This is a genomic window from Mucilaginibacter sp. SMC90 (assembly GCF_022811725.1).
GTDB lineage: Bacteria > Bacteroidota > Bacteroidia > Sphingobacteriales > Sphingobacteriaceae > Mucilaginibacter.
This window is the reverse complement of sequence record NZ_CP094527.1, coordinates 2,649,508-2,676,245: the sequence shown is the minus strand read 5'-3', so window position 1 is coordinate 2,676,245 and position 26,738 is coordinate 2,649,508. Positions and strand designations below refer to the sequence as shown.

Here is a 26,738-nt window from a genome sequence, read left to right as displayed (position 1 = left end):
AATCCTGTTTACACTCCGTAGCTTTTTTATTAAAACGTCAAGCTTGCTTAAACAGGCTTACTACAACCTGAAATTAAGCGATATATACGGATACCAGCCTTCGCTTGAATGACCGGCCAATATTTGTAATACAGTTAAACTGGCGGGTGCAAAATATAATCCACCGCCGGTACCTGTATGCCATTTGTCTGAATGCTCGTTATCAATCCAAACGCGGCCTGCATCATAAAATCCCACCAGGCCTAACTGACCAGGTATTATATAACTGGCAATGTCGGCAAGTTTAATTCGTCCCTGCAAATTATTAAACACCATCTGCTTGCCTGCAAAACGGTTAGCCAGGTAGCCAAGCAGGTTGCCCTGACCACCTAAAAACATAGATTGATAAAAGGCAGCCTGCCCAAAGCCAACTCCACCGCCTATCCTGTCGGATAATACTATCGCACCACCAGGGGTTAACTTTTGGTAATAGGTAAATTCGGGCAAAATCTGCACAAATGATTTTGAATAGCTATTGAGCCCTGTATAACCCTGCGCCGTAACGGTAAAATAAAAGCCTTTTGTTGGCAGTATGTTATTATCGCGTTGATTTGTAGTGTAATTCAGAATCAAACCAACGTGTGCCTTGTCCTTGTTAACGGTTAAGCTATCATATGAATGAATAAGCGATTGCTGATTGATAAAGCGCCCTTTATTATCCTCAAGACTTAAATGATAAAACTGCAATGACGGGCCAAAGCTCAGGTTACTGTTTTTACCTGTATGCCAGCGTAAAGCAGGATCAAACTGGTAAATATCATAACGCGTACGATAGAAAGTGCGATAGCCCTGAAATTTGTTCAACGCGCTTTCGTTACCAAGACCAAAAAAGTTCACGGTATTATCCGGCGATTGGATATTGGCCTTCATCACAAAATCCGTTTTACCAAACGCATCAATCCATTCACCATTATACTTTATCCTGAACGCATCGGTAGCAAATGAATGAGTGATCATTACCTGCTGTAATGTTGAGTAAGGAAGTTTCCGAAAACCATCGTGCCCGGTGTATTGAAAACCTAAACCGAGTAAAAAGCCATCATCCTTATTTAAGGCTGCCGTTGCAAGAGGCATCCATACATTATATAGGTTAGTGGGTAAAAACTGTGTGTTTGAAGTATCATTTGACAGATGCTTATTCAATCTGCCTGTGTTACCCGTAAAGGTTACACTATCCTCACGGCCGTAAAACTGAATCCTTTTGTTTGAACTTTTAACATCAACAGTTTTACTGCCTATACTATCAATCAGCCTCAATTTAATGGGCGAGTTAGCTGTGTTGATCTGCACATTATCATTCCCAGCCGATGTATACAGTCTGATCTCTTTAGTTATATCGGGGCTGTAGGTAATATCCATCAGTTGATCCTTTGTTTCGCCACCTTTATTTATTCTCGAAACTGTTACACGTGTAGCATAACCGGGAGCATCATTTATAGTTATCAACTCGCTCTTGTCGGTTGTGCGTATATCTACTATCCGGTTAATGAATTTGTAGTATTCAATCATAGCCGCAGGGATATTGTCACGGCGCTTTTTGAGCTTCGCAAACATTTCATCGTGCCTAAAGTTATAAATCTCTTTAGGCAACCGTTGTAAGCTTGCTTCAAGCACCGCGTCGGTTTCGGCTTTTACAAATTCATTTACCACTTTCATATACTCATCATACGACAATTGCGCATCAGGGTACTCTTTCACGAACCGTGTTTTAAAAAGCGAATACTTCACCCGTGGAATATCTCCGCTAAAATCTTCAAGCATGGGGTCGAGCCAGGGCAATGATGCAATTGATGGAAAAACGCCTTGAGTAACATGAAAAACCTGGTCACGGTCGCGAGGTACAGCAGTATAAATTTTACCTTTACCACTTTTTGTATCGGCCCAGCGCCATTGATCTTCATGCCGGTCCCAGTCGGTCATGAGTAGGTCCAGCAGCCTTGCACGTAAAAACCCTTTTCCATCCAAACGATTGTCATTACTTTTTAAAAGCTGATCCTGCATTTTAAATGAGTTATCCGAATTACCTATCGGTTCCCGCTCTTCTATCAGGCAAACCAGACCAACAAAGGTTTTACTATACTGGCCCAGTGCGGGGTCATCAGCAACAACCCCAATTACAGGGTTAGCATGAGGTACTTTGGCGGCGGCGGCAAGTGGCGGTACTACCAGTGCAGTATAAGGATGCTGGCCGCTAAACTCATCGCCCACCCAATCCACGGCGAAAGTACCCTGCAAATTTGGCGGAAGCAATTTATCCGGTACCTTTTCAACGCTGCGCAATACCCATTCGCGGCCGGTTTTATCTTCCAGCCTTAATGATTTGGATTCCATACCGCCGCCTTGTTTTACAGGCGTTAATCCACCATTTATTTGTGATAGCTTTAAAACCGGCAGTTTAACCTTCATTGCCCAATCTTTACGATAATTCTCACCAAATAACCACCGGTGAATCCCGCTTACGTCATCATACGATGCATGAACACTTACAACGGTACTATCCGGAAACTTTTGCCATGCAGACGGTGCTATGGCCTGGGCATTTGCATACACCGCCGAACCTGTGAGAAATAAAAAACTGAGTAACTTTTTTGTCATGAGGTAATGTGTTTAAGATGTAGGGACTTAAAATACTTTAACCGTTGTCAATATGCGTACCAGATACACAATAAATTGAAATACAAATACTTAACAAAAAACCATATAAAACAAATGGCGATATATCGTTAATTACTGAATGACTATCCCAAATAGCATGATTACATAACTGTTAAATAATGCTTTCAACATCAGGCAACGGGTGTATTAATATTTTGATAAAAATAATCAATCTGTAATTATTTCACACATGGTGCCGCCGGCAATGTTATTATCTGTTGATATTGAACATTAAACATTTCTCTATCATTTAAATTTTATTATTAGTTTTATGGCAGGAGCCTCAATCTTATGTCCCGCAATGATAAATCGCCGCATATTTTAAACGCAGCATCAAATTTGCTGGGTTTATGCTTTGTGGTACTTACTTCCTTAAAATTTCTTAACCTTTCGCAGCGTACCTATATCGACGAAATAGTAACAGTAGCATTAGTTTTCTTTATGCTAAGTTGTATCCTCTCGTTTCTCTCTATCAGGGGGACTATCAAACCAGGCGGCCGTTCGGAAGCTGTGGCCGATTATCTTTTTCTTGGCGGAATGATTGTACTTTTTGTTACTGCAATACTTATTATATTTAATATAATGGTTTAATTACGCTAACGCACAAAAGCGTAATTAAAGCCGCCAAACACCTTATATTAAACACCTTAGCGCAATCATGAAACAGAGGTTTATTAACAACATACATTATTTGTTAATAAATAATCCAGCCCCACACCTCGCTTAATGATTTCATAACCCTGGCTTCGCATTATCTAAAAATAGCCCCGCTACATTTATCAAATTATCAGGACTTAACCGCAGTTAAGCCCGGTAATTTAAATTAAAATGATAAAATTATTAATCATTGAATCTAACCGCAATTGCTGATTGAAATAAAAGGATGAAGAAAATACTATTCATTACCGGTTCAATTAACCAAACCACGCAAATGCACCAGATAGCAAACGAGCTTCCTGAATTTGATTGTTGGTTTAGCCAGTTGTTTACTGATAACCCTACCCTTAACCATATTGTTAATAATACAACATTGCTTAGCGGCACGGTACTTTCTACCAAATTCAGGCTCCTATCTGAAGATTACCTTCAAAAAAATGCTTTACAAATTGATTTTGGAGCAAAAAAAAACAAATACGACCTCGTTGTATTTTGTACCGACCTGATTGTACCCCAACGAATGCAAAACATTAAAACCATTTGGGTACAGGAAGGGATGATTGATCGTTATACCCCATGGAGCAGTGTTGTGAGAGGACTAAAGCTTCCGCCGACGCTGTGCGGCAATACATCATTAAACGGATCATCAAACATTTGTGATGTTTACTGTGCAGCATCAGAGGGTTATAAGCAATACTTTACCGGTAAAGGCACTGATGAAAGCAAAATTGTGGTAACCGGTATGCCAAACTATGACAACCTGGTTCAGCATGTTAACAACGATTTTCCGCACCATAATTATGTTATGGTAGCTACTACCGATATGCGTGAAACTTTTCGTATCGAAAACAGGATCGCTTTCATTAAAAAGGCCGTAAAAATTGCCAGCGGTCGCCCCCTGCTCTTTAAACTTCATCCTAATGAAAATTTTGACCGGGCCGAAAAGGAGATCCGTGCCAACACACCGGCTAATACATTGATATACACCAAGGGTAATACCAACCACATGATAGCCAATTGCTGTGAGCTCATCACCCAATATTCAACCGTGGTTTATACCGGTATTGCCTTGGGCAAAAAGGTTCATTCGCTTTTTAATGTTGATGAACTTAAACGGCTTGCACCAGTACAAAACAATGGCGCATCTGCAACAAATATCGCAGCCATTTGCCGTGGTTATTTAAACCATAACGGCAATAGGGAAAGCTTTGATCCGCAACTGGCTATGAATAGCTATCAACTTGTTAAGCAGGAGGCCGAATTGACCGAAGAACTGATCGCTAACTGGTAATCATTTTACCGTGAAAAAGAAAATTTTAATAGTAGTACAAGCCCGTATGGCCTCAAGCCGGTTGCCGGGTAAGGTAATGCTGCCTATATTGGGAAAAAGCCTGCTTGCCCGGATGATCGAGCGGCTTCAAATGATCCGTTATGAAGCCGGGATCATCATCGCCACTTCTGAAATGCCGGATGATGACATTATTATAAACGAAGCCATCAACATAGGCATCCCCTATTATCGTGGCAGCCTGAACAACCTGCTCGACAGACATTACCAGGCAGCAAAGCTTTATAATGCCGATATAATATTAAAGATCCCGTCTGATTGCCCGCTGATCGATCCGCGCATTGTAGATGATGTATTGGATTACTTTTTTGACAACCGGGAGGCTTTCGATTTTGTAAGCAACCTGCACCCGGCCACTTATCCCGATGGTAACGATGTGGAAATCATGACCATGCAATGCCTTACTAAAGCATGGGAAAGCGCAAACCGCACTTTAGAGCTCGAGCACACTACGCCTTATATCTGGGAAAATCCGCATTTGTTCAGAATAGGGAATGTGATATGGCCTGCAGATTTGGATTATTCCATGTCGCACAGGTTTACTATTGATTATGCTGAGGATTATTATTTCATAGAGCGTGTATTCCGGGAGTTATATGCAAACAACCCGCAATTCTCCTGCGATGATATTCTCAACCTGCTTAATCAAAAGCCTGAGATCTATAACATTAACGCACAATACGCAGGCGTTAACTGGTACCGGCATCATATGGATGAATTAAAAACTATCACATCCGGCCAAACCAAACAGGCCCCCACCAAAAACTTACAGGAATTATAACAAAGCGAATGATAACAGTGGAGAACAACAATTACCAGGAATTAACGGACACCGCTCTGAAAGTACGGGGGCATATCATCCGCATGTCTACCGATGGCGGCTGCTTTACTGGTGCATCCCTATCAGCAGTCGACCTGATCGTTTATTTATATAGTCGTTTTTTGAACATCAATCAGGATAACCTCGATGATCCAAACCGCGATTATCTTTTTTTATCAAAAGGCCATGATGTACCTGCCCTGTACGGCACCTTTGCCGAACTGGGTTTATTAGATAAAGATCGCCTTAAAAATCACCTGCTGCTTAACGATCATATTTACTGGCACCCCAACACCAAAATCCCCGGCATCGAATTTCATTCCGGCTCATTAGGCCATTTGCCTTCGGTGGCTATTGGTGTTGCTATGGACCTAAAGATCAGCGGCAGCACAAACAAAGTGGTTTGTATTTTGGGCGATGGCGAGCTAAACGAAGGTACCTGCTGGGAAGCCATGCTGGTAGCCAACGCTTATAAATTGGATAACCTGCTGTTCGTGGTTGATCGCAACCATTTCCAGGCCAATATGCGTACGGAAGATCTGATCCCGCTGGAGCCCCTTGCCGACAAGTTTGAAGCCTTTGGCGCAGCAGTTAAAAGAATAAACGGCCACAGCTTTGCCGAGCTTAATGAAGCTTTTAATGCCTTCCCTTTCCAAACCGGAAAACTCAATGTAATTATTGCCGATACCGTGCGCGGCAAAGGCCTGCCAAGTATCCAGGAACGTGCCGACAGGTGGTTCTGCAATTTCAGTGCAGACGAGATTGAACAGCTTTTATTGGAACTGCATGGCCAGCACAATACAACATTAACATCAGAAACTTTAGTGGTGCGATAAGATGAGTTACGAAGAACTTTTAACCCAAACAGCGCTTGCCAATGAGCAGGTGATTGTAATGACCGCCGAAAACCGTGCCCTGGTGCGTAACCTGCCCGGCATATTAGGCAAACGTTTTATTGATACCGGCATTACCGAGCAAACTATGATCGGTGCAGCGGCTGGTTTGGCTTTGCGTGGCCGTACTCCGGTTGTACACGCGCTTGCCGCCTTTTTAACCATGCGGGCATTTGAGTTTGTACGTACCGATGTTGGCATAGCCAATTTGCCGGTTAAGCTAAGCTCATTTATCCCGGGCTTTTTATCGGATGGTAACGGGCCAACCCACCAGGCTATCGAGGATATTTCTATCATGAGGGGCATCCCTAATGTAACCGTATTTGCCCCTGCCGATGAAGATGACCTGGTGAAAATGCTGCAGCAAATTTGGGAAAGCAAAAGCCCGGCGTATACCCGCATCAATACGCGCAAAACTACTTACGTACACGAGCCTTTTACTATGGGTAAAGCCGAAATAATAGCCGAGGGTACCGACGTAACCATTTTAACCTATGGTTTGCTATTTGAACAGGCATTAATTGCTGTTGAAATGCTGAAAAGAGAGGGCCTTTCTGTCGGTTTGATCAATATGCGCAGCCTTAAACCGGTTGATGAGCAAGCTATCCTGAAAGCATCGGCACAAAGCAAACTTGTGGTTACACTTGAAGATCATTTTTTAACCGGTGGTCTTTACACCATTGTAGCCGAGGTTTTATTAAAACACCGCACAACAGCCAATGTATTGCCTATGGCCCTGAATGAAAAATGGTTCAGGCCAACTCTGCTTCCTTCTGTACTGGAGCATGAAGGTTTTACAGGCAAACAAATTGCCGAAAAAATACTGGGCTATCAAACTGCCCACCACCAACCACAAATTTTAACACCTGAATTTTCAGAATAAAAATATTGATCATGGCTAATAAAATAGACCTTAACAACGATTATCCAAACATTACCGAGTCGGATAAATTATACGAACGTGCTTTAAAAGTTCAGAAACCAGTTACCCAAACCCTCGCCAAAGGTCCGGGGCAATTTACCAAAGGTGTAGCGCCAAAATATCTTGTAAAAGGTAAAGGATCGCACGTATGGGATGTTGACGGCAATGAATACATCGACCTTAACTCGGCTATCGGCCCTATTTCATTGGGGTATGCTTACCCGGCCGTTGATGAGGCCATCCGCCAGCAATTAAACGATGGTATCACTTTTTCATTGATGCACCCTTTAGAAGTTGAACTTTCTGAACTGGTACAACAGGTTGTGCCCAACGCCGAAGCCGTAAAGATCTCTAAAACTGGTGCAGATGTTTGTTCGGCCGCTATCCGTGTAGCACGGGCGTTTACCGGTCGCGATAAGGTATTTTGCTGTGGTTACCATGGCTGGCATGACTGGTACATTGGTATCACCAGCCGTAACTCAGGAGTACCCGAAGCTATCCAGGATTTAACTTACACTTTTGAATATAACGACATTGAATCGGTAAAAGCTGCTTTAGATGAAACCGTTGCTGCTTTGATACTGGAGCCTTTCATTTTTGAAGCGCCCAAACCGAGCTATCTGCAGGAGCTTGCCGAAGTATGTAAAGCTAACGGTACCCTGCTCATTTTTGATGAAATGTGGACAGGTTTCCGCGTAGCCCTAGGCGGTGCGCAAGAGTATTTTAATGTTAAAGCCGATCTGGCAGTATTTTCAAAAGCATGTGCCAACGGTATGCCGATAGCATTGCTTACCGGTCGTGCAGATGTAATGGAACTTTTTAACTCGGAAGTATTTAGTTATACCACCTTTGGCGGCGAAGCATTATCATTAGCTGCCTGTATTGCTACCATCAATGAGCTTCGCGATAAAAAAGTACCGCAATATCTTGATGAGCACGGCGCATTGTTGAAAGATGGTTACAACAGCCTTGCCATTCAATTAGGCGTTGACAAATACACCCGTTGCGTTGGCTTCAACTGCCGCAGCATGGTAACCTTTACTCCCGATGCAGGCAACGGCCTGGAAGTAAAAACCTTCATGCAGCAGGAAATGATCAAGCGCGGCGTGCTTTGGGCTGGCTTCCACAATATGTGCTACAGCCATACTACCGAAGATATCGACTATATCCTTGCGGCTTACCGTGATGTATTGCCTTTGGTAAAAGAGGCTATTGAAAGCGGCAACATCAAAGATCACCTGAAAGGCGAGGTACTTGAAGCAGTTTTCCGTAAGGTGAGCAATTACAACATCAAACCAAAAAGCATAGCCTAAACATGGATTTGTTTTCATTAAAAGGAAAAACTGCCGTTGTAACAGGCGCATTGGGCCTTATTGGCCGCAAGCACTGCGAAGCACTTGCTGCAGCCGGTGCTAATGTTATTGTAGCCGATATCGATATTGCACAAACACAGCAATTTGCTGCCGAACTGGGCGATAACCATTTGGGGCTGGGCGTTGATGTAACCAGCAAAGAATCATTGATAGATGCACTCAATGCAGTGCTTGATAAATATGATTCGGTTGATGTATTGGTGAACAATGCCGCCATTAACGATAAGTTCGAGAACCCGGCCATGGCCAAGGAACTATCAGCGTTTGAAAACTATCCGTTAGCGGCTTTCCAACAATCACTTAATGTAAATATTACCGGCGTGTTCTTATGCTCGCAGGTGTTTGGTACGCAGATGGCGCTGCACCGCAGTGGCAGCATCATCAACATAGCATCAACCTATGGTATGGTTGGCCCCGATCAAAGTATTTATCGTGATTCGCGTGGGCAGCAAACGTTTTACAAGTCGGCTGCTTACCCGGTAACCAAGGGTGCTATCATCAATTTTACCCGCTTTCTGGCCGCCTATTGGGGGCATACCGGTGTGAGGGTAAATACCCTTTCGCCCGGTGGTGTTGAGGCAGGCCAAACCGAAGATTTTATCGGAAACTATTCAGCAAAAACTTTATTAGGCCGTATGGCAAAAGCAAACGATTATCAAGGGGCACTTGTGTTTTTAGCCAGCGAGGCATCGGCTTACATGACCGGCGCTAACCTGGTTGTTGACGGAGGATGGACAGCTATTTAATTTAAACCAACTATTATGAACGAGATTTTGAAACAAAAAGCGGCGGGCATTAAACTATTGCTGACCGACAATGACGGGGTTTTAACAGATGCCGGAGTATACTACAACCACGAAGGCGAGCTTTTAAAAAAATTCAGCATGCGCGATGGTATGGGGGTTGAACGCCTTCGCAAATTTGCTGATGTAAATACAGGTATCATCACCGGTGAAAATTCACCTTCATTAATTAAAAGGGCTGAAAAGCTGCAAATAACCGAGCTACATTTAGGTATAAAAGATAAAGTAGCTGTTTTTAAAGAGATTTGCAGCCGCTTAGATCTGCAGCCAAACGAAGTTGCTTATATTGGAGATGACTACAATGATCTGGAAGTAATGAAACTGGCCGGCCTTACCGCCTCTCCTGCTGATGCTTTGCCGCATGTTAAAGCACAGGTAGATTTTGTAAGTTCATTAAACGGCGGCGATGGCTGTTTCCGCGAATTTGCAGAGCTGATCATTGAAGCTAAAAGCGATAAATTTTTATCGGGCAAAAGAAACGGCACTATCACCCTGCAAAACGGCCGCGTTATTGGCAAAGACCAGCCAAGCTATATCATTGCCGAAATTGGCATTAACCATAACGGCTCACTTGAGATCTGTAAAAAATTAATTGATGAAGCTGTAGCCGCGAAAGCCGACGCGGTTAAATTTCAAAAACGCACACCGGAGATCTGCGTACCATTAGATCAGTGGAATATTATGCGCGATACCCCATGGGGACGCATTACCTACATCGACTACAAACGCAAAACTGAATTTGGCATAGCCGAATATGCTACTATCGATCAATACTGTAAAAAAGTAGGTATCGACTGGTTTGTGTCTGCCTGGGATGCACCATCTGTTGATTTCATGGAGCAGTTTGATACCATCCTTTACAAACTGGCATCTGCCTCATTAACTGATTTTGCTTTGATCCAGCGCATCCTGGAAACCGGCAAACCATTAATGCTCTCAACCGGCATGTCGACCATGAAAGAGATCGAAACAACTATGGATTATATCAACGCTTTTGATGAAAACTATCCATTGTTCATCGCTCATTCTACTTCAGCTTATCCATGCCCTCCGCAGGAGCTTAATCTTAAAATGATCCAAACCCTGGAGAACAAATATCCGGGCATCCCTATCGGTTATTCGGGTCATGAAACCGGTCTTGCTACTACTGTAGGTGCAGTAGCTATGGGTGCCACCTTTGTTGAACGCCACTTTACGCTTGACCGCGCCATGTGGGGATCAGATCATGCAGCGTCTGTTGAGCCACAGGGATTACAGCGCTTGGTACGCGATATCAGGGACGTAGAAACTGCAGCCGGCGATGGCGAAAAAAGGGTCTACGAATCAGAACTGGCACCGATGAAACGCCTGAGGGTTAACATCAGCGACGAATACAAAGAAAAAACAAACAATTAAATAGTAATGTCTCGGCAGGATCTAACTACCTTAATTACATCCATTATCCTTTTTTGCTGGATAGCATTCATCATAGCCTGGGAAAGAATTTCGCCTTACAGAAAAGGGTTGAAATTTTTCAGGGAAGGCTTTTGGATTGATTTGGTGTGGTATACGCTGATACAAAGCTACTTTTTAAAGATCATCATCGGGAGTTATATTATTATTCCGCTGCAAAAGCATTTTGATCTTTCGCATCTGCATTTAATAAGCAGCTGGCCGGTAGCATTGCAGGTGTTATTTTTCCTGTTTACACATGACCTATATATTTATTTGTTTCATCGCTTTCAGCACTCTAATAAATTTTTCTGGCGCATTCATGAGGCGCACCACTCCGGCAAAGAAGTTGATTTCCTGGCTGGTTCACGTTCGCATATCATGGAGATCGTCATTAATCAAACTATTGAGTTTGCACCTATCATTTTGTTAGGTGCAGACTCAATAGTTATACCAATTAAAGCCATGTTAGATGCCATGTTCGGCATGTTTATACATGGCAACATCAAGGTAAACATGGGCAAGCTTAAGTACATTATCAACTCGCCCCAGCTGCATTTATGGCATCACGCCAATTACCAGGAAGTTTTTCACGCCAACTTTGCAACTAAGTTTTCATTCTGGGATTACCTGTTCGGCACTGTTTATGACCCTGGCCATGCGCCGGGCAATAAACCCGAAAACTGGGGGCTTTACTATGATTACCCCAAAGATTACTTTATGCAGCATGCCTTCAGCGTAAAACGCTTTGATGAAAAAACGCTACTCAAATACCGGTGGTTTAACTGGTATTATAACCTGCGGCCGCGGCTTATAAATTGGGCAAAAACGATTCTTCCTGCCAAAACAAATGAAGAACCCCCATTGAATACCGGGCAACAAACCGGCACCTTAATACCCGAACAAGAAGATATACTGCAACAAAACTAACAACATATTGGCCTGGCTATATATTTTAATCGCAGCCGCATTTGAAGCGGCCTGGACATTCTCGCTAAAATTCATGAAATTCAGCGATTTGAAAGCGCTCCGTCTTAATTCTGTATTAAGCCTTCAGCATGGCTTACCGGTTTGGCTACCCTTTGTGGGCTATATCGTTTTTGGTATCGGTAATATCTATTTCTTTTCGCTGGCTATAAAATTAGTACCTACTGCTGTGGCCTATGCGGTATGGACAGCCATAACCCTCATCCTGATCAAATTAGTTGAAGTATCGTTTTTAAACCAGCGCCTCTCCTACACTGAAATATTTTTCATGTTGCTGATCATGACCGGTGTTTTAGGCTTAAAATTTTACGGACCGGAAGTAAAGTAAACTCAATAACCATTTACCTAACGCTTGCTTTTTTAACCTGGCTTTTACAGTATCAAACCTCAACCAATAAGGGTTACAATCTTTTCGTGTACACCTTTGGTAAATGAATTTGCCGCTGGGGTCACTTATTTGCCCCATCAATAGGCATCGTCATTGTTAGTGAGCAGGACCAGTGTTTTGCATTTGGTTATTACCATTGTATATCTACCATCTTTCTCCAGATTGGCTCCTTACATTGGTAATAATCAAATAAGAAAACTTATGAAAAAGACCATTCTATTATCCATCACTGCCGCCCTGTTAGGCACTGGTGCAATTGCAAAAGCAGCCAACAGTTTAGATGTGCCTGCGGTTGTAAAACAAAGTCTGCTTAAAAAGTACCCCAATGCAACAAAAGTTACCTGGGAAAAAGAAAAAGGAAATTATGAAGCAAATTGGGGTGGCAAATCCGGCGAGGATACTTCGGTTACCTTTACACCAGCCGGCAGCTTTGTAGAAGAGGTAGATGCGATACCTGTTACCCGGTTACCTGCTGCCGTTTTTGAATATATTAAAATTAATTACAAGGGCTCAAAAGTTAAGGAAGCCGGGCAGGTGACCGATGCCGCGGGCAAAAAGATGTTCGAAGCAGAGATCAAAGGCAGGGACTTGTTATTTGATGAAAACGGAAAGTTTATTAAAGTTGACTGAACAAAGCGCCACAACCATGTTAATCTTAAAATAATACGATCTTCTGCAACAATTCAAATTTAATTTGTACGTTTAGGAAAATTGAAAAGCATATTCCGGGTTCAAATCCGGAATATGAATAAAACTGAACCCTTTTTGTATTTTAATCTGCCACAATTTGCTAATTTCTTTTGAGATTTCTTCCCGGACGTCAAGCTCAACAAAGTGGTTGTTCCCTTATATTTCAGCACTATTGCTCATCTACATATTGTTACCATTATGTAGCCTGGCACAACAAACAGACAGTATCAAAAAAACTGCAGCACAGGCAGTAACAAGTGTTAAAGGCCAGGTAGTAGATGATGCCTCCGGGCAACCGCTTCCGGGCATAAATGTTAAACTTGTTGGTGGTAAATACGGGACGATTGCAGATCCCGACGGAAAATTTGAGTTAAACGCCCCCAGATCTTTTACACATGTTTCCTTTTCGTACATCGGTTACCAAACTATTATCAAAGTAATTAAACCCGGACAGGTAAACGTACTTCATATAAGGTTGCATGGCAGTCAAACCCAATTAAAAGAAGTAACCGTAGTTTCGGGCAAAAAACAACGCTATCGCAATAAAGGTAATCCTGCGGTTGAACTTATTCAACAGGTTATAGATCATAAAAAGCAAAACCGGATGGAAAGCGCCGATTATCTGCAATACGACCAGTATGAGCGGATCAATTTGTCATTTATCGACGTTCCTTCCAAACTCATGAACAGCCGTTATTTTAAAATGTACCAGTTTATGCTTGATACAGTAAAAACTAACGGACAAACCCAGGTGTTGCTTCCCACCTATTTCAGCGAAAAGCAATTCCAAAATTATTACCGTAAAGAGCCTGCTAAAACCATCCAGATACTAAAAGCCCGAAAGGAGGCCAACATCCTTAAATTTATTGATACTGCAGGTTTGGATGTGTACATGAACCGTCTTTACGGCAATGTCATTGATATTTATGATAACAACGTTTTTATTATAACCAACCAGTTTCTTAGTCCAATTGCCGATCATTCGCCCAATTATTACAAATTTTTCATTACCGACACCATACAAACAGCTAAGGAAAAGCTCATTGAACTGAGCTTTACACCACGTACTAAAGGCGATTTGCTTTTTGAAGGTAAGCTACTGGTAAGTATGACCGGCAACTATGCTGTACGATCATGCGAGCTTAATGTAAATAAGCAGATCAACGTTAATTTCATGCGGACACTCAAAATCACGCTTGATTTTGAACAGAACTCCAACGGACGATATTTCCTAAGCAAAAGCGATGTTAAAGCCGACTTCGGCATCTTAAAAAACAAAGGGCTTGGGTTAATGGGTGAGCGAACGGTGATCTTTTCTAATTATATAGCAGACAAGCCGCTTCCTGCTACATTTTATGATGGCAAAGAGCTGCAGATAGCGCCGGACGCCGACAAACCAGACACCTCATACTGGGCACAGCAACGACCAGATACCCTGTCCGATCATCAGTCAAAGATGTACCCTCGCATTGCTAAATTAGAAAAAATGCCGCAGTTCAAGAGGGCAACCTGGTTTGCGGCAACATTTACCGGTGGCTATGCTAAGGCTGGCCCGGTAATGATAGGGCCTATTGGTACTATTTATTCGCGTGATAGCCAGGAAGGCTCGCGTTTTCAGATTGGCGGCCGCACTAACCCGGAGTTAAGTAAATCAATCTATTTTGAAGGTTTTGGCGCTTACGGCACACGCGACAAGGCGTATAAATACAATATCGCAACCTTCTACTCATTTAATAAAACGCCTTTTTACCGCTATCCTAACGATTATCTTAAGGCAAGCTATTTGAACGATGTTAACGTACCGGGAAGGGACCTCTCTACCATCAATCAGCAAGCCGCGCTTTCATCGTTTTCAACAGGAAAAACAATATACTGGCTCTATAGCAAGATTGCTAAAATTGAATATGTAAGGGATTTTGAAAACCATTTCTCGTTCGATCTCGCCTTCAGAAACTGGAACCAGCGTCCTGCCGCCTCCCTGGTATTTCAATACAACAACGAGGCCAACACAACTGTGAACAATATAACAACCAGCGAGTTAAACCTCGCCTTCAGGTATGCGCCTCACGAACAGATTTTACAGGGAACAGTATACCGCCGCACCATTTACAGCAAGTACCCGATCATGAACCTGCAGATCAATCACGGTTTTAAAGGATTGTTCAATGGCTCTTATGATTTTACCGGTGTTAAAGCAAGTATTTTTAAGCGTTTCTACCTTTCTCAGCTGGGCTACACGGATATCACCATACTTGGAAATTATTTGGTAGGAAAAGTGCCATTCCCGCTCCTGAACATTGCTATCGCCAATCAAACGCTTGCTTATGATGAGGATGCATATAGCCAAATGACCTATCTGGAATTTGTAAGTGATCATTATGTGGGCATCAACTTAAACCACGGCTTCAACGGCTTTTTGCTGAATAAATTCCCATTGATAAAACACCTGAAATGGAGAGAGTTTTTATCGGCTAAAGTATTATTTGGTGGTTTGCGTAATGAAAACAACCCGCTTTATTCGCCTAATTTGTTCCGGTTTCCGGTGGGCGGCAATGGTGCAAACGGCACTTATGCTTTAGGCACCAAACCTTACGTTGAAGCTGGTGTAGGTATAGGAAATATCTTTAAATTTTTGAGGATTGACGGTATTAGACGCTTTAATTACCTTGACCATCCCGGCGCTTCAGAGTATGGAGTAAAGTTTAGTTTCAACCCTGATTTTTAAAATAAAACGGGCGGCTTTGATATCAAGGCCGCCCGTTAAACTTATTCAGTTTCTATTTTAGGCGGGATCAACTCGTAAACTATCGGCGTCACTATCCTCGACAGTAAGGTAGAACTGATTAGCCCCCCTATCAGCACTATAGCTAACGGAGATATCAGCGGATTAGTTGAAATAGCTATCGGGATCAAACCGCCGATAGCTGTTAGGGAAGTGAGCACAATAGGCAAAAAACGCACCTCGCCTGCTTCACGGATAGCCTCCTGCAAACTTCTGCCTTGCTGCCGCAGCTGGTTTGTAAAATCAACCAGTAAAATGGTATTCTTAACTTCGATGCCAGCTAAGGCAATCAGTCCTATAATAGCCACAAAAGACAGTGAGTTACCGGTAACCCAAAGCGCTACCGCCGCTCCTACCACCCCAAGCGGGATAACCGAGAGGATAATAAGTGTGCTTTTAAAGGTTTTAAACAATAACACAAGCACAGCAACAAACACAAATACCGTTACCAGGATAATGCTCATAAACCCACCAAAGGAGTTGTTTCTTGATTCAACTTCGCCTCCCATTTCATAGCTATATCCCGGCGGCAGTTTTAGCTTATCCATTTTTTGTGTAACGTCATCAATAACCCGGCTTACCAGAAAGCTTTTTTGCACGTTTGCCTGTACCGACACTACACGCTTTTTTTCCTGGTGATTGATAACCGCGGGCGAAGCTTCTAACTGAAGGTTTGCTACCTGGTTAAGAGGCAGCGCATTTCCCTGGGCATTGTTAACATACAAATTACGGAAGGCATCCAGATCTGGCCTGCCTTCTTTAATACGGGTAAGCAAAACGGTGTAGCCATACTTGTTATCATTATTATAGTATGTGCCCATATCAAGCCCTGTAACGGCCAACCTTGCTATTTGGTCAACAGCTAACGAGTTAACACCAAACTGCTGTGCTTTTTCTTTATTCACCGCTATGCGGATATCGCTTTTCAACAAGCTTACCGGGTTATTTATATACATGGTACCAGCTGTTTGATGCAGCAGTTTTTCAACTTTTAGTGAATAGGCACGCAAGGTATCCAGGTTATCGCCAAATAAACGTACTTCTATCGGGGCAACAACCGGCGGGCCTTGTTCAAAATTTTTCACTTCTACCCTGGCTCCCGGATAATGTGCCCAGCGTTTTTGCAACTTCTGGATGAGGGCAAGCTTTTCATCCGGCCGGGTTTCATTGTCAAGCTGCACAAATAGTTGTGCAAAATCACTGCGGTTATTTTCGGCAATAACATTATAATAGATCCGTGGGTTACCATGCCCCACGTTTGCAGCGTAATATTTAATAAGCGGTTCTTGTTTTAGCTGTTTTTCTATCTCCCGCGTAACGGTATCAGTATAAGGCAGATTGGATTGATTAGGCGTAGTGATATTGATCAGAAACTGTGGTTTCTCTGATGATGGGAACAAACTAAAACCAATGATCCCGAACAAATAAATTGAAGCTGTAAACAACACCACAGCAACGCCAATAGTTAAAAAGGGCTTCTGCAATGCTTTATCTAATAAACGGGCATAACTTCCGTGAATCAGCTTTTTCAATCCACGCATGATCAGGTTACCATCCGGATGGCCGGTATGGTTTTTCAGTAAACGGCTTGACAGGAATGGAATAAACGTTAAAGATACCAGCATGGATGCCAACACGCAGAATATTACAGCCAATGGCAAACACCTGATAAAATCGCCCGAGCCTTCGGGCAAAAACACCAGCGGCATAAAAGCGATGATCAGGATAACTGTACAGCCAACTACAGCTTTACCAATTTGCCCGGTAGCTTTTAAAGTAGCTTCAAGGCGGCTATGCCCCTCAAGCATCCACCGTTCGATGTTTTCAACCACCACAATGCTGTCATCAACCAATAGCCCAAGTGCCACAACCAAACCTACAATACTTAACTGGTTAAGGTTGAACCCGAAAAGCTGCAACAATACAATACCAATAGCCAGCGAAAGCGGGATAGAGATCATCACAATAACCGCCGGCCGAAAACCTAAAGGCATCAGTGTAACGGCTACGAGTAATATAGCAATGATAAAATCATGACTTAAGCCAGTCAGACGCCTGTTCACGTTATCAGCCTGATCAAAATTTTGCACCAGGTCGATATTTGCCGGTAATAACTTTTTAAAGCTGGTAAGTACCTTACTGTAACCGGCCTGGGTTTTATTAATATTTTCGCCGTCTTTTTGGGCGGCTACCACAAACACGCAACGATGCCCATTGAGGCGGGTAATGTGCTTTTCTTCGCCATAGCCATAGTATACATGCGCAATATCTTTTAACAGGATATTTTTACCATTTGCAGCATACACCACGGTACTGTTCACAGCATCCAGTGTACGGTAATCGTTACTTTTAATATTGAAAGTTAAATGTGCCGCATCGATACTGCCGCCGGGTATACTGGCCATTTCACTGTGTAAACTGTTTGTAACAGCACTAACAGGCAAGTGCATTTGCGCCATTTTTTCAAGATCAAGCTCGATACGTACCTGCTGACCCGGCAAACCGTAAATAGATACCTGTTTGAGTGAGGATACTTTTTCAAGTTCGTCCTGCAGTTTCTCGGCAAAGTGCTGCAGCTGACTGCGGGCAGCATTTTCTGATACCAGGGCAACCTGCAGCACATTTACATCGGTGGGCTGTTGTTTTTGAATTTCAATACCTGCTACATCAGTAGGGAGCTCACTCCGTTTATTATTTACTTCGCGTACTATTTCCTGGTATTTAGAGTCGATATTGCTGCTGTACTTATATTCAACCCTCAATACGGCTACACCATTTGAGATGGTGGTGCGGATCCGTTTAATGTCATCCAGGCTGCCTATTGTCTTCTCCAGCGGCGTTACTACCCTGTCCTCAATATCCCGCGGACTTGTACCCGGATAATTAACAATAACCAGGAACGAAGGCGGGTGCATTTCCGGGTCTTCCGAACGCGGCATGTTAAGCATTGTGGTTATACCTAAGGCGATGATCATAATAAAGATCACCAGTGTAAACTGGCTGTTTTTCACAGCATAATCAGAGATCTTCATTTGGCAGCGGTTTTAGGAGGTTGAACTGTGATGACGCTGTTATCGGTAAGGTAAGCCGAACCCGAAATGATCAACGATTTTGCACCCGCAAGGCCACTGCTGATGGTTACGGTATTTTTATCGATGCCGGCAACAGTTACCTTTACTTTATGAGCGGTTTTATTATCATCTGTCACAAACACGTAGCCGCTGTTACCGTCACCATCCAACAACGCATCGTACGGGATTTGCCAGGTGCTGTTTCCGGCAGCAGCGGGGCGTGAAGGTGTAATGGTAGCCTTACCAAACATCCCCGCCGCTACAGCCTGCGGCTTTTTACCTGTAATGGTAATATCGGCACTAAAAGTACCCGTTACAGCATCCACCCCTTCAGACTTACGGCTTACTAAACCCTCCAAAACCTGTCCGGGCATGGCCGTAGTTTGGATAGTCGCCTTATCATTAAGCTGTAGTACAGCCCACTGGCTATCGCTTATACCAACCCGCAACATCCACTTACCTGCTTTAGCACCATTAGTTTGCAATACAGCAGTACCTGCGGTAACCTGCTGGCCCACGTTGGCCAGCTTATGCAAAATATAGCCATCTTTTGGTGCGCGGATCTCAGAATACTGACGGTTAAACGATGCTGCTTTTAATTGCTGCTGCGCCTGTTGTAAAGTGGTCTTACTATTTTGCAATTGTTCAAGCGTAGCTACACTGTCTTTATAAAGGTTTTGGGTGCGCTCATAATCGCGCTGTGCTTTTTCTGTCGCCAGGCTGGCTTGCTGTACCTGAGCATTAATTTCGGTAGGATTAAGCGTTGCCAGCAGTTGACCTCTTTTTACTGCGTCGCCCTCTTTTACGTTCAGGCCGCTGATGATGCCGCCAATTTTAAAGGAGAGCATTACCTCATCATCAGTAGTGAACTGCCCTGAAACTGCCATTGGAGCATTGTTACTTCGCTGCGACAGCTGCATAACCTGTACAGGGATAGTATCGGCCCCACCTTCGTTACTAACAATGGCGGGATGTGATTTGCAGGCATAAATAAATGGTATGCACAACAATAAACCGGTGTATTTAATTTTTTTCATATCAATCTGTTTTAGTTTGAGTTATTAATTGGATAAGTAGCCTGCTGGCGTTCAAGCTCGGCAAGGGCAATTTGCAGGCTGGCCTGTGCGCCGGCCATTTGCAGGCGTGCACCTGTTAACTGATCTTGTGCATCTACCAGCTCCAGATACAGGAGTTGTCCGGCACGGTAAGCCTTTAGCTGGTCATTGTAATATTTACCTGCAAATGCGAGCTGTGCAACAACACTTTTATATGCTGCTTTAGCCGACTGATAGTTATGGTAGGTTTGATCGAGCTGTAACTGTAAAGATTGTTCGGTTTGATCCAGTTGCGCTGTGGCAGCGTTGAAATTAGCCTTTGATTGTTCTGCTTTGTATTTACGCTGTCCTCCGGTAAAAATATCCCATTGCAGGTTTACGCCCCATAGATAGTAGCGTGTTTTGTTGTTCACGGCAAAATCAAACCCCTGCGATCCCAGATCAATAAAGGTATTGAGCTTAGGGATAAAGCCCGAACGCTGCAATTTATAATCAAGTGTGTACACCTGCTGCAGGGTGCGCAACTGCTTTAACTCCTCACGTTGCCCGGTACCTGCCGAGGTATCCGGATCAGCAGCAATATCCGCTATGGTTTGGGGTTCAACAATAATAGTGTCTTGTAAAGACCTGTTGAGCAAAAAGTTAAAATATGATTTAGCGTTTTGCGTGTTATGCTGCGCCTGGATAAGAGCAGCATTTGTTTTTTCTTTTTCAGTTTGAGAACGAAGCAAAGCGGTACCGTTACGAACGCCGTTGCGTAACATGCTTTCATTTTCGCGAATGTTTTCTTTAATCAAAGCTATTGCGCTGTTATAGGTAGCTATGCTTTGCAGCGACTGATAATACCTGTAATAAGCCGTTTTAATATCTTTTACTAAAGCCCTTTTATAAACATTCACTGCTGCTTGCTGGCTGGTTATCAGTTGCTGCTTAATTAATTTATTGTAACGGATCTCGGCATTGATAAGTGGAAGTGATGTACGCACCTTAGCGTCATAAAAATTATCCGGGTTAAGCAGGAACGATTCGTTTTTTAATTGAGGGAATTTATTAGAGTTGGTTAACTGGTTTAATGCGGTGTAAACAGGATTAACCAGGTCACCTACCGGAACATCGATAGTTCGGCCACCTGATGATTTGGTGTAACTGCCAAGCAAACTTACCGTAGGCAGATACATAGCCTGAGCTTCCTTTAGCGCCGCCATAGCCTTATCCAGATCAAACTGTTGCTCTTTTAAACCCTGATTTTGAGCAAATGCAACATTTATATAGCTATCAAGCTGCTTGTGGCTATCCTGCCCCCAAGTGCTAATACCAACCAGCATGCATATTGCTATGATTGGAATGGATTTTATTTTGAACGATGTATACATAATGAACAATGTTTAGTATATGAGTAAAAAAATTATCGGTTTGTTAAACAGAATGATGCGATGTAAACTGAATCATGATTTTATATTATATGATGTTTAAATAATGAACGATGTTTAGTAATTGAGTAAATTTTTTTTATTTTGTTACAGCAGCTAAATAATCTTCCATTGATTTAATTAAAATTTGAGGTATGGCTTCTTCTGCCTGATCCATGATCTTTAATCGGCAGCGTAAATTAAGCGATACCAGGCCATGTGCTGTTGACCATATCAGCAATGAAGCCTGTTGCAAATCCGTTAAACGCAAAAGATCCTTGCTGATGCAGTCATTAAGGCAATCAACCAGGAAAGCAAAGCAGTTACCGCCGTTAGCCTTATGAATTTCTTCATCTACATTCATTGGTGCGCGGATAATGAACATCAGGTCGTAAAGCTCAGGATTTTGAAGGCCAAAATTAATATAAGCCCTGCCGACTTGCCTCAGCTTTTCGAGCGGATCGGTACTGGTGGCCTCCTTTTTAAAAACCTCCAGTAACTGGCCGTATGCCTCGCCTTGTACTTCGTATAAAAGCTCGTCTTTATCTTTAAAATAAAGATAGATGGTGCCGGGACTATACTCTATCGCTTCGGCAATGCTACGGATAGACGTTTTAGCGTAACCATCTTCCAGGAACATCCTCATAGCGGTAGCTCTTATAAGCTCCCTCATTTCAGTTTTTTCGCGTTCCTTTCTGTCAGTTACTCCCATGATCAATTAATGCGCTGCAAATATAATGAACAGTGTTCATTATTTATAAATCAAGGCTCATTTTACATTTGTAAAACAAAAAGTATTTATAGATGTATAATAATAGCGTATATACATTATATTATTGGATAGGATTTTAACACAACATCCTTACCAATTGCGGTATATGTAAAATCATTAATAATGGATATGCTTTAATATTAGTAAAACACACATTTATATACTTCCCCACATGGAAGCAAAAAAAGAATTTGTGGCTGCAAAGACATTTTAAATGAACGGATAAATTAATAGCCGTATATGTAAGTGACAACAGCCGGTTTAAGACCTGCCTTTTGTAAAGGCATCTTTACAATTTAAACTCTTAATTGCAGGTTAAAAACCTTAAACAAAATCTAAATTTCACACACAAAAAAAGGCAATAACAAGAAAATTACATTTTCGTCTCAGCTAAAATTGTCATATTAATGTCATGAAGTGTGCAATTCCTTACAACCACATGTTTTACGAATTCACACATTTTTATACGTTTGAACACCAGAATAGGCGCTTTTGAACTATCTAAGCTTTTAGTCTATATCTTTAGATAAAATTTAACAGTAATTTTTAATATAAGACCGCGTTTCGTTGCCTTAATTAAAAATTATAACATGCAAAAAACAAAATCTTTAAAAAAAATGACATTTGGCAGTTTGGCATTGAGCACGTTTCTTCTCATCGGGAGTTGCTCCAAAAATGCAGACCAACCAGTAACCGTTCCAATTAATGATTTAAATTCTCAGGCAAGTTTAGCAACAACTGCTACTGCCCCCACCGTTTACACGATGGACGTTTCGTCGATCAGAAAAGATGAAGGCTATTCTTACAAAGTTAGCCCTATCCCTGTAAACGGAGATTCAAACGAACAGCCAACCGTATCAACACTTAAAGTTTATGAAAATGGTGTTGCATTAGGTCCGGCGCATTCCGTTCATGCCGACATCAGGGACCTTGGTAAAGGTCGCTTTAGTCACTGGTCAAACGGATTGTATTTCTCAACTTCCGACAACAGCAGCCCACTGACAAACGGAAGAAAGTACACTTACACCCTTACAGGTACAGCAAGCAGCGGAACAACAACACCTCCTGCTTCAAGCGCACCGGCAGGTTCAGCACCGGCAACCGGCTCTGTTTTAAGTACAGTATTAACCGGATATGCCAATGTTAACGGAACTACAACCGGTGGTAAAGGTGCCACTGCTGTAACAGTAACTACTTTAGCTGCATTTAAATCGGCTGTAGCCGGCTCTAAAGCTAAAATCGTTTACGTTAGCGGTACCATCACCGGAGCAGGTTTAGATCCTGTGTATGTTGGTTCAAACACTACCATCATAGGTAAAACCGGTGCTGTTTTAAAGGGTATGAACCTTTACCTTTTCACAGTTAGCAACGTTATTATTCAAAACGTTACATTCAGAAACTATGTAACTGAATGTGGTATCTACGTAAAATTCCAGTCACACCACGTGTGGATTGACCATTGCGATTTTGCAACAGACCGCAGCCATGGCTGGGATTACTGGGGTAAAGATATCGGCGTTGCTGAAGGATCTGACTACGTAACCATTTCATGGAACAAATTCCACGACACCTATCTATCAGTGTTAATTGGTTCGGTAACAAGCGATGCTGTTGCAGCCAACACAGGTAAACTACATGTTACCATGCACCACAACTATTGGTACAATATTGCCGAAAGGGAACCAACCTTGGTATTTGGTAGCATCCACATGTACAATAACTACCACTTAAACAATGATGGATATTCTATCGGTGCAAGGTACGGCGGTATGGTAAGGACAGATAACGAGTATTTCTCGGGCTGTAAAAAACCGCTTACTACTAATTTGGATGGAGACCCTGTAGGTTATTTTAGCGGTACATCAACCAATATCTATTCTAACTGTGGTGCCAACAATATCACCACAACGCTATCAAGCTGGGTACCTTCGTACTCTTACAGCTCACTGCTTGATGCTGCTGCAAATGTTCCGGCAGTGGTAACCGCAGGTGCTGGCGTTAAAACTGTTAATTAAATTGCTTACCCCGGCTTAAGTATTTAAGCCAAAAAGAGGCCGCTTTAAAATTAAAGCGGCCTCTTTTTTTGTTTAGCGTTATGCAATATTAATTTTGAGAAACAGGTATTTCGTTCTTACTCAAATATTGAACATTGGCTAACGGAGTCAGTTTCTTTTTCATGAAAGCTACGATAGTATCAGTATACAAATTAGCTCCTCTGCTGTTCAAATGTGCCCTGTCCGAATAATATTCCGGATTTTTGAAGTATTCATCATTTGTAAAATCGTGAAAAATAACCCTATTATTTTGACAGATACTTTTCATTTTCAAATAAGAATTTTGCTTGGTATCATCATTATACCTTGGCGATACAAAAACGAAAAGCTGAATTTTTTGCCGCTTACATTCATTTATAAATAAATTCAAGGCATCTACATTATCTGCCGATATGCTATCTGAGTATGGCTTAAGTGTTGTTTTGTTTGAAACTCTGCTGGCATCCATTTTATTATCCAGAGGATTAAAACCCAAAACAGTATTTGCTGATGATAAAAAATAATGCTGAAATATGGAAGCCACCTGGCCATTGTAACGGTAAGTTTGAATATGGCTTTTTAATAATTCCAGCCGGCCTTTCTTTACTATCATATTTTCAACAATATCCGATTGTTTTAAATAAGGAAGCAAAATCGAAAGCCTGTTCTTTTCATCCTCCTTTTCACTTAGTATATCACTGGTTACATCTAAAATAACCACTTTGGGAACATGGCGCTGCAGTGCCAGCTCAAATATTGCCGTGCTGTATAAAAGCCCTTCGCCGTCTCTGCCGCCATTAAAACAGGTCAAATTCAAGCTGTCTTTTATAAGCGTTGAGTTATAATGGTGCGAAGCTCTTGAACTGCCCAAAACTAATACATCCTCATTCAGATCATATACAACGTGGTTGGCAACAGCATACTCGCCCGAAACCTGGTGGGTGAAAAAATAATAAAGCGTGGCCCCTATTAACTGATCAACTGCTACAAAACTCACCAGCATTATTAAGAACCTGGTAAAAAATTTACTGCTATTCCCTTTCAACTGCTTCATAATTTAAAACTGAAAATAAATGAACTGTCCACCATCAAAAACTCCAAACAACAGGATTATAAAAATCAATCCTAAATAAGAAGCCATGCGCACTCCCCAATTTTCATTATGTAAAAAACGTAATGAGTTTAAACTGTACTCCTGTTTAAATTCATAAAAAAACAGCGTAGCTATAGCCATAAAATCATACAGAAAATATGTAGGTTCACCTATAAAAAAGCCTGGCTTATAAATAAAAATCCCTTTTAGCAAACCCCAGGCCTGCTCTAATGAAACAGCCCTGAAAAAGATCCAGCTTACGGTGACCAATATTACCGTGAAGGAGATATTTAAAAAATTAGCTACTACGCCGCTTCCGAAACCCAATTTATTTGCCACCGTGGCCCTCCATTTTTGTGTAGCCATACCGCAGATTAAATAAAACCCGTGCAAGGCACCCCAAACAATAAATGTCCAGTTGGCACCATGCCATAATCCACTGATCATGAACACTGTAAAAAGATTAAAATACAAACGTCCTTTGCTTACCCTGTTGCCTCCTAAGGGAATATACAGGTAATCCTTAAACCAGGTTGAGAGTGAAATATGCCACCTGCTCCAAAACTCGCTTATGCTTTTGGCAAAATATGGCCTCCTGAAATTTTCCATTAATTTGAAGCCCATCACCCTGGCACTGCCAATGGCTATATCCGAATAACCCGAAAAATCGCAATAAATCTGAACAGCAAAAAACAGTGAAGCAAGCACAATAGAGGCCGATCCATGTTCAGGGTAATTGCTAAAAACAGTTTTTACATATAGAGACAGCCTGTCGGCAACAACAACTTTTTTGAAAAAGCCAATCAGCATTCTTTTTAATCCTTCAGAGACATCTATTTCATTAAAGTGATGCTGTGCCTTAAATTGATGTAAAAGGTTTTGGGGCCGTTCAATTGGGCCTGCAACCAACTGCGGATAAAACATCACGTATAGGGCATAAATACCAAAATGACGTTCGGCCTTTTGATTGCCACGATAAACCTCAATGGTATAACTCATGGCCTGAAATGTGTGAAATGACAACCCTATCGGGAGCAGGATCTGTAAAAAGGGGATTGGATTGGTGTACCCCATCCAGTATAGCAGTCCTGATAAATTGGTATTAAAAAAATTAAAATATTTAAACACAGCCAGTACCCCAATATTTGCTGCAAGGCTCAATATTAACAGGAGCTTTTTCTTTTTCGGATCAGCAACTTTTTCAAGGTAGATGCCGGCTGTATAATCAATAATTATTGTAAAAAACAGGATAAGAATGTATATAGCCTTAAAGAACATGTAAAAATAACAGCTTGCAACAAGCAGCAGCAGCCATCTGAATTTATGAGGCAACAAGAAATATAAAACGGTTACTACAGGAAAAAACAGAAGGAAAGTAAATGAGTTGAATATCATTGTCAGTTCTTTTTGGTTAATTAAACCTAACTGAAAATAAAATGATATAAAATAGTGTCACTGTAATCGTATATCATTCTGTAAAATCACGAAATAAAATTCACAGCCCAAAACCCGGCATA

20 protein-coding genes are annotated in these 26,738 nt (G+C 42.0%); 13 read left to right on the top strand and 7 right to left on the bottom strand.

Going from position 1 to position 26,738, the window contains the following annotated elements; all coding sequences use genetic code 11:
- Window positions 1–60: 60 nt before the first annotated feature.
- A complete protein-coding gene (locus tag MTO98_RS11575) occupies window positions 61–2,634 on the bottom strand; it encodes a BamA/TamA family outer membrane protein (protein WP_243486808.1) in 2,574 nt (857 codons plus the stop codon).
- Between the two features lie 351 nt (window positions 2,635–2,985).
- Between MTO98_RS11575 and MTO98_RS11570 the strand changes: the two genes are divergently transcribed.
- From MTO98_RS11570 to MTO98_RS11515, 12 genes are all read left to right on the top strand, one after another.
- Entirely contained in the window at window positions 2,986–3,285 is a 300-nt protein-coding gene (locus MTO98_RS11570; protein ID WP_243486807.1) for a hypothetical protein, read from the top strand.
- Between the two features lie 292 nt (window positions 3,286–3,577).
- Window positions 3,578–4,642, top strand: coding sequence for a hypothetical protein (locus MTO98_RS11565; RefSeq protein ID WP_243486806.1), 1,065 nt, complete (start codon window positions 3,578–3,580; stop codon window positions 4,640–4,642).
- A gap of 10 nt (window positions 4,643–4,652) precedes the next feature.
- Window positions 4,653–5,480: a glycosyltransferase family protein gene (locus tag MTO98_RS11560; RefSeq protein ID WP_243486805.1), complete on the top strand. Its 828-nt coding sequence runs from the start codon at window positions 4,653–4,655 to the stop codon at window positions 5,478–5,480.
- A gap of 8 nt (window positions 5,481–5,488) precedes the next feature.
- Window positions 5,489–6,355 carry a transketolase gene (locus tag MTO98_RS11555; RefSeq protein ID WP_243486804.1) on the top strand — a complete coding sequence of 289 codons (867 nt, stop codon included), beginning with the start codon at window positions 5,489–5,491 and terminating at the stop codon, window positions 6,353–6,355.
- 1 nt (window position 6,356) lies between these two features.
- Window positions 6,357–7,295 (top strand): transketolase family protein, encoded by a 939-nt coding sequence (locus MTO98_RS11550; RefSeq protein ID WP_243486803.1) that lies wholly within the window; start codon window positions 6,357–6,359, stop codon window positions 7,293–7,295.
- 11 nt (window positions 7,296–7,306) lie between these two features.
- Window positions 7,307–8,647: an aminotransferase class III-fold pyridoxal phosphate-dependent enzyme gene (locus tag MTO98_RS11545; protein WP_243486802.1), complete on the top strand. Its 1,341-nt coding sequence runs from the start codon at window positions 7,307–7,309 to the stop codon at window positions 8,645–8,647.
- Window positions 8,648–8,649: 2 nt separating this feature from the next.
- Window positions 8,650–9,453 (top strand): SDR family oxidoreductase, encoded by an 804-nt coding sequence (locus MTO98_RS11540; protein ID WP_243486801.1) that lies wholly within the window; start codon window positions 8,650–8,652, stop codon window positions 9,451–9,453.
- Window positions 9,454–9,468: 15 nt separating this feature from the next.
- The gene (locus MTO98_RS11535) at window positions 9,469–10,905 is read left to right on the top strand and encodes an N-acetylneuraminate synthase family protein (protein ID WP_243486800.1); all 1,437 of its coding nucleotides are present in this window, start codon (window positions 9,469–9,471) and stop codon (window positions 10,903–10,905) included.
- A 6-nt stretch (window positions 10,906–10,911) separates the two neighbouring features.
- Window positions 10,912–11,871 carry a sterol desaturase family protein gene (locus MTO98_RS11530; RefSeq protein WP_243486799.1) on the top strand — a complete coding sequence of 320 codons (960 nt, stop codon included), beginning with the start codon at window positions 10,912–10,914 and terminating at the stop codon, window positions 11,869–11,871.
- A 7-nt stretch (window positions 11,872–11,878) separates the two neighbouring features.
- Window positions 11,879–12,256, top strand: coding sequence for a multidrug efflux SMR transporter (locus MTO98_RS11525; protein ID WP_243486798.1), 378 nt, complete (start codon window positions 11,879–11,881; stop codon window positions 12,254–12,256).
- A 261-nt stretch (window positions 12,257–12,517) separates the two neighbouring features.
- Window positions 12,518–12,946 carry a PepSY-like domain-containing protein gene (locus MTO98_RS11520; protein ID WP_243486797.1) on the top strand — a complete coding sequence of 143 codons (429 nt, stop codon included), beginning with the start codon at window positions 12,518–12,520 and terminating at the stop codon, window positions 12,944–12,946.
- A 247-nt stretch (window positions 12,947–13,193) separates the two neighbouring features.
- Complete coding sequence (locus tag MTO98_RS11515) at window positions 13,194–15,731, top strand: DUF5686 and carboxypeptidase-like regulatory domain-containing protein (RefSeq protein WP_243486796.1); 2,538 nt, start codon at window positions 13,194–13,196, stop codon at window positions 15,729–15,731.
- 41 nt (window positions 15,732–15,772) lie between these two features.
- On the opposite strand, the gene MTO98_RS11510 is transcribed toward MTO98_RS11515, so the two are convergent.
- The 4 genes from MTO98_RS11510 to MTO98_RS11495 form a co-directional block, all read right to left on the bottom strand.
- Complete coding sequence (locus MTO98_RS11510) at window positions 15,773–18,820, bottom strand: efflux RND transporter permease subunit (protein WP_243486795.1); 3,048 nt, start codon at window positions 18,818–18,820, stop codon at window positions 15,773–15,775.
- Entirely contained in the window at window positions 18,817–19,896 is a 1,080-nt protein-coding gene (locus tag MTO98_RS11505) for an efflux RND transporter periplasmic adaptor subunit (RefSeq protein ID WP_243486794.1), read from the bottom strand. Before MTO98_RS11505 ends, MTO98_RS11510 begins: the two co-directional genes overlap by 4 nt.
- A gap of 11 nt (window positions 19,897–19,907) precedes the next feature.
- Window positions 19,908–21,287, bottom strand: coding sequence for a TolC family protein (locus MTO98_RS11500; RefSeq protein ID WP_243486793.1), 1,380 nt, complete (start codon window positions 21,285–21,287; stop codon window positions 19,908–19,910).
- A gap of 136 nt (window positions 21,288–21,423) precedes the next feature.
- A complete protein-coding gene (locus MTO98_RS11495) occupies window positions 21,424–22,035 on the bottom strand; it encodes a TetR/AcrR family transcriptional regulator (protein ID WP_243486792.1) in 612 nt (203 codons plus the stop codon).
- 650 nt (window positions 22,036–22,685) lie between these two features.
- On the opposite strand from MTO98_RS11495, the gene MTO98_RS11490 reads away from it, so the two are divergent.
- Window positions 22,686–24,110, top strand: coding sequence for a polysaccharide lyase family 1 protein (locus MTO98_RS11490; protein WP_243486791.1), 1,425 nt, complete (start codon window positions 22,686–22,688; stop codon window positions 24,108–24,110).
- Between the two features lie 88 nt (window positions 24,111–24,198).
- Here the strand turns inward: MTO98_RS11490 and MTO98_RS11485 are convergent, their stop codons facing one another.
- Both MTO98_RS11485 and MTO98_RS11480 read right to left on the bottom strand, forming a co-directional pair.
- Window positions 24,199–25,182: a hypothetical protein gene (locus MTO98_RS11485; RefSeq protein ID WP_243486790.1), complete on the bottom strand. Its 984-nt coding sequence runs from the start codon at window positions 25,180–25,182 to the stop codon at window positions 24,199–24,201.
- A 3-nt stretch (window positions 25,183–25,185) separates the two neighbouring features.
- Complete coding sequence (locus tag MTO98_RS11480; RefSeq protein ID WP_243486789.1) at window positions 25,186–26,616, bottom strand: MBOAT family protein; 1,431 nt, start codon at window positions 26,614–26,616, stop codon at window positions 25,186–25,188.
- Between the last annotated feature and the right edge of the window lie 122 nt (window positions 26,617–26,738).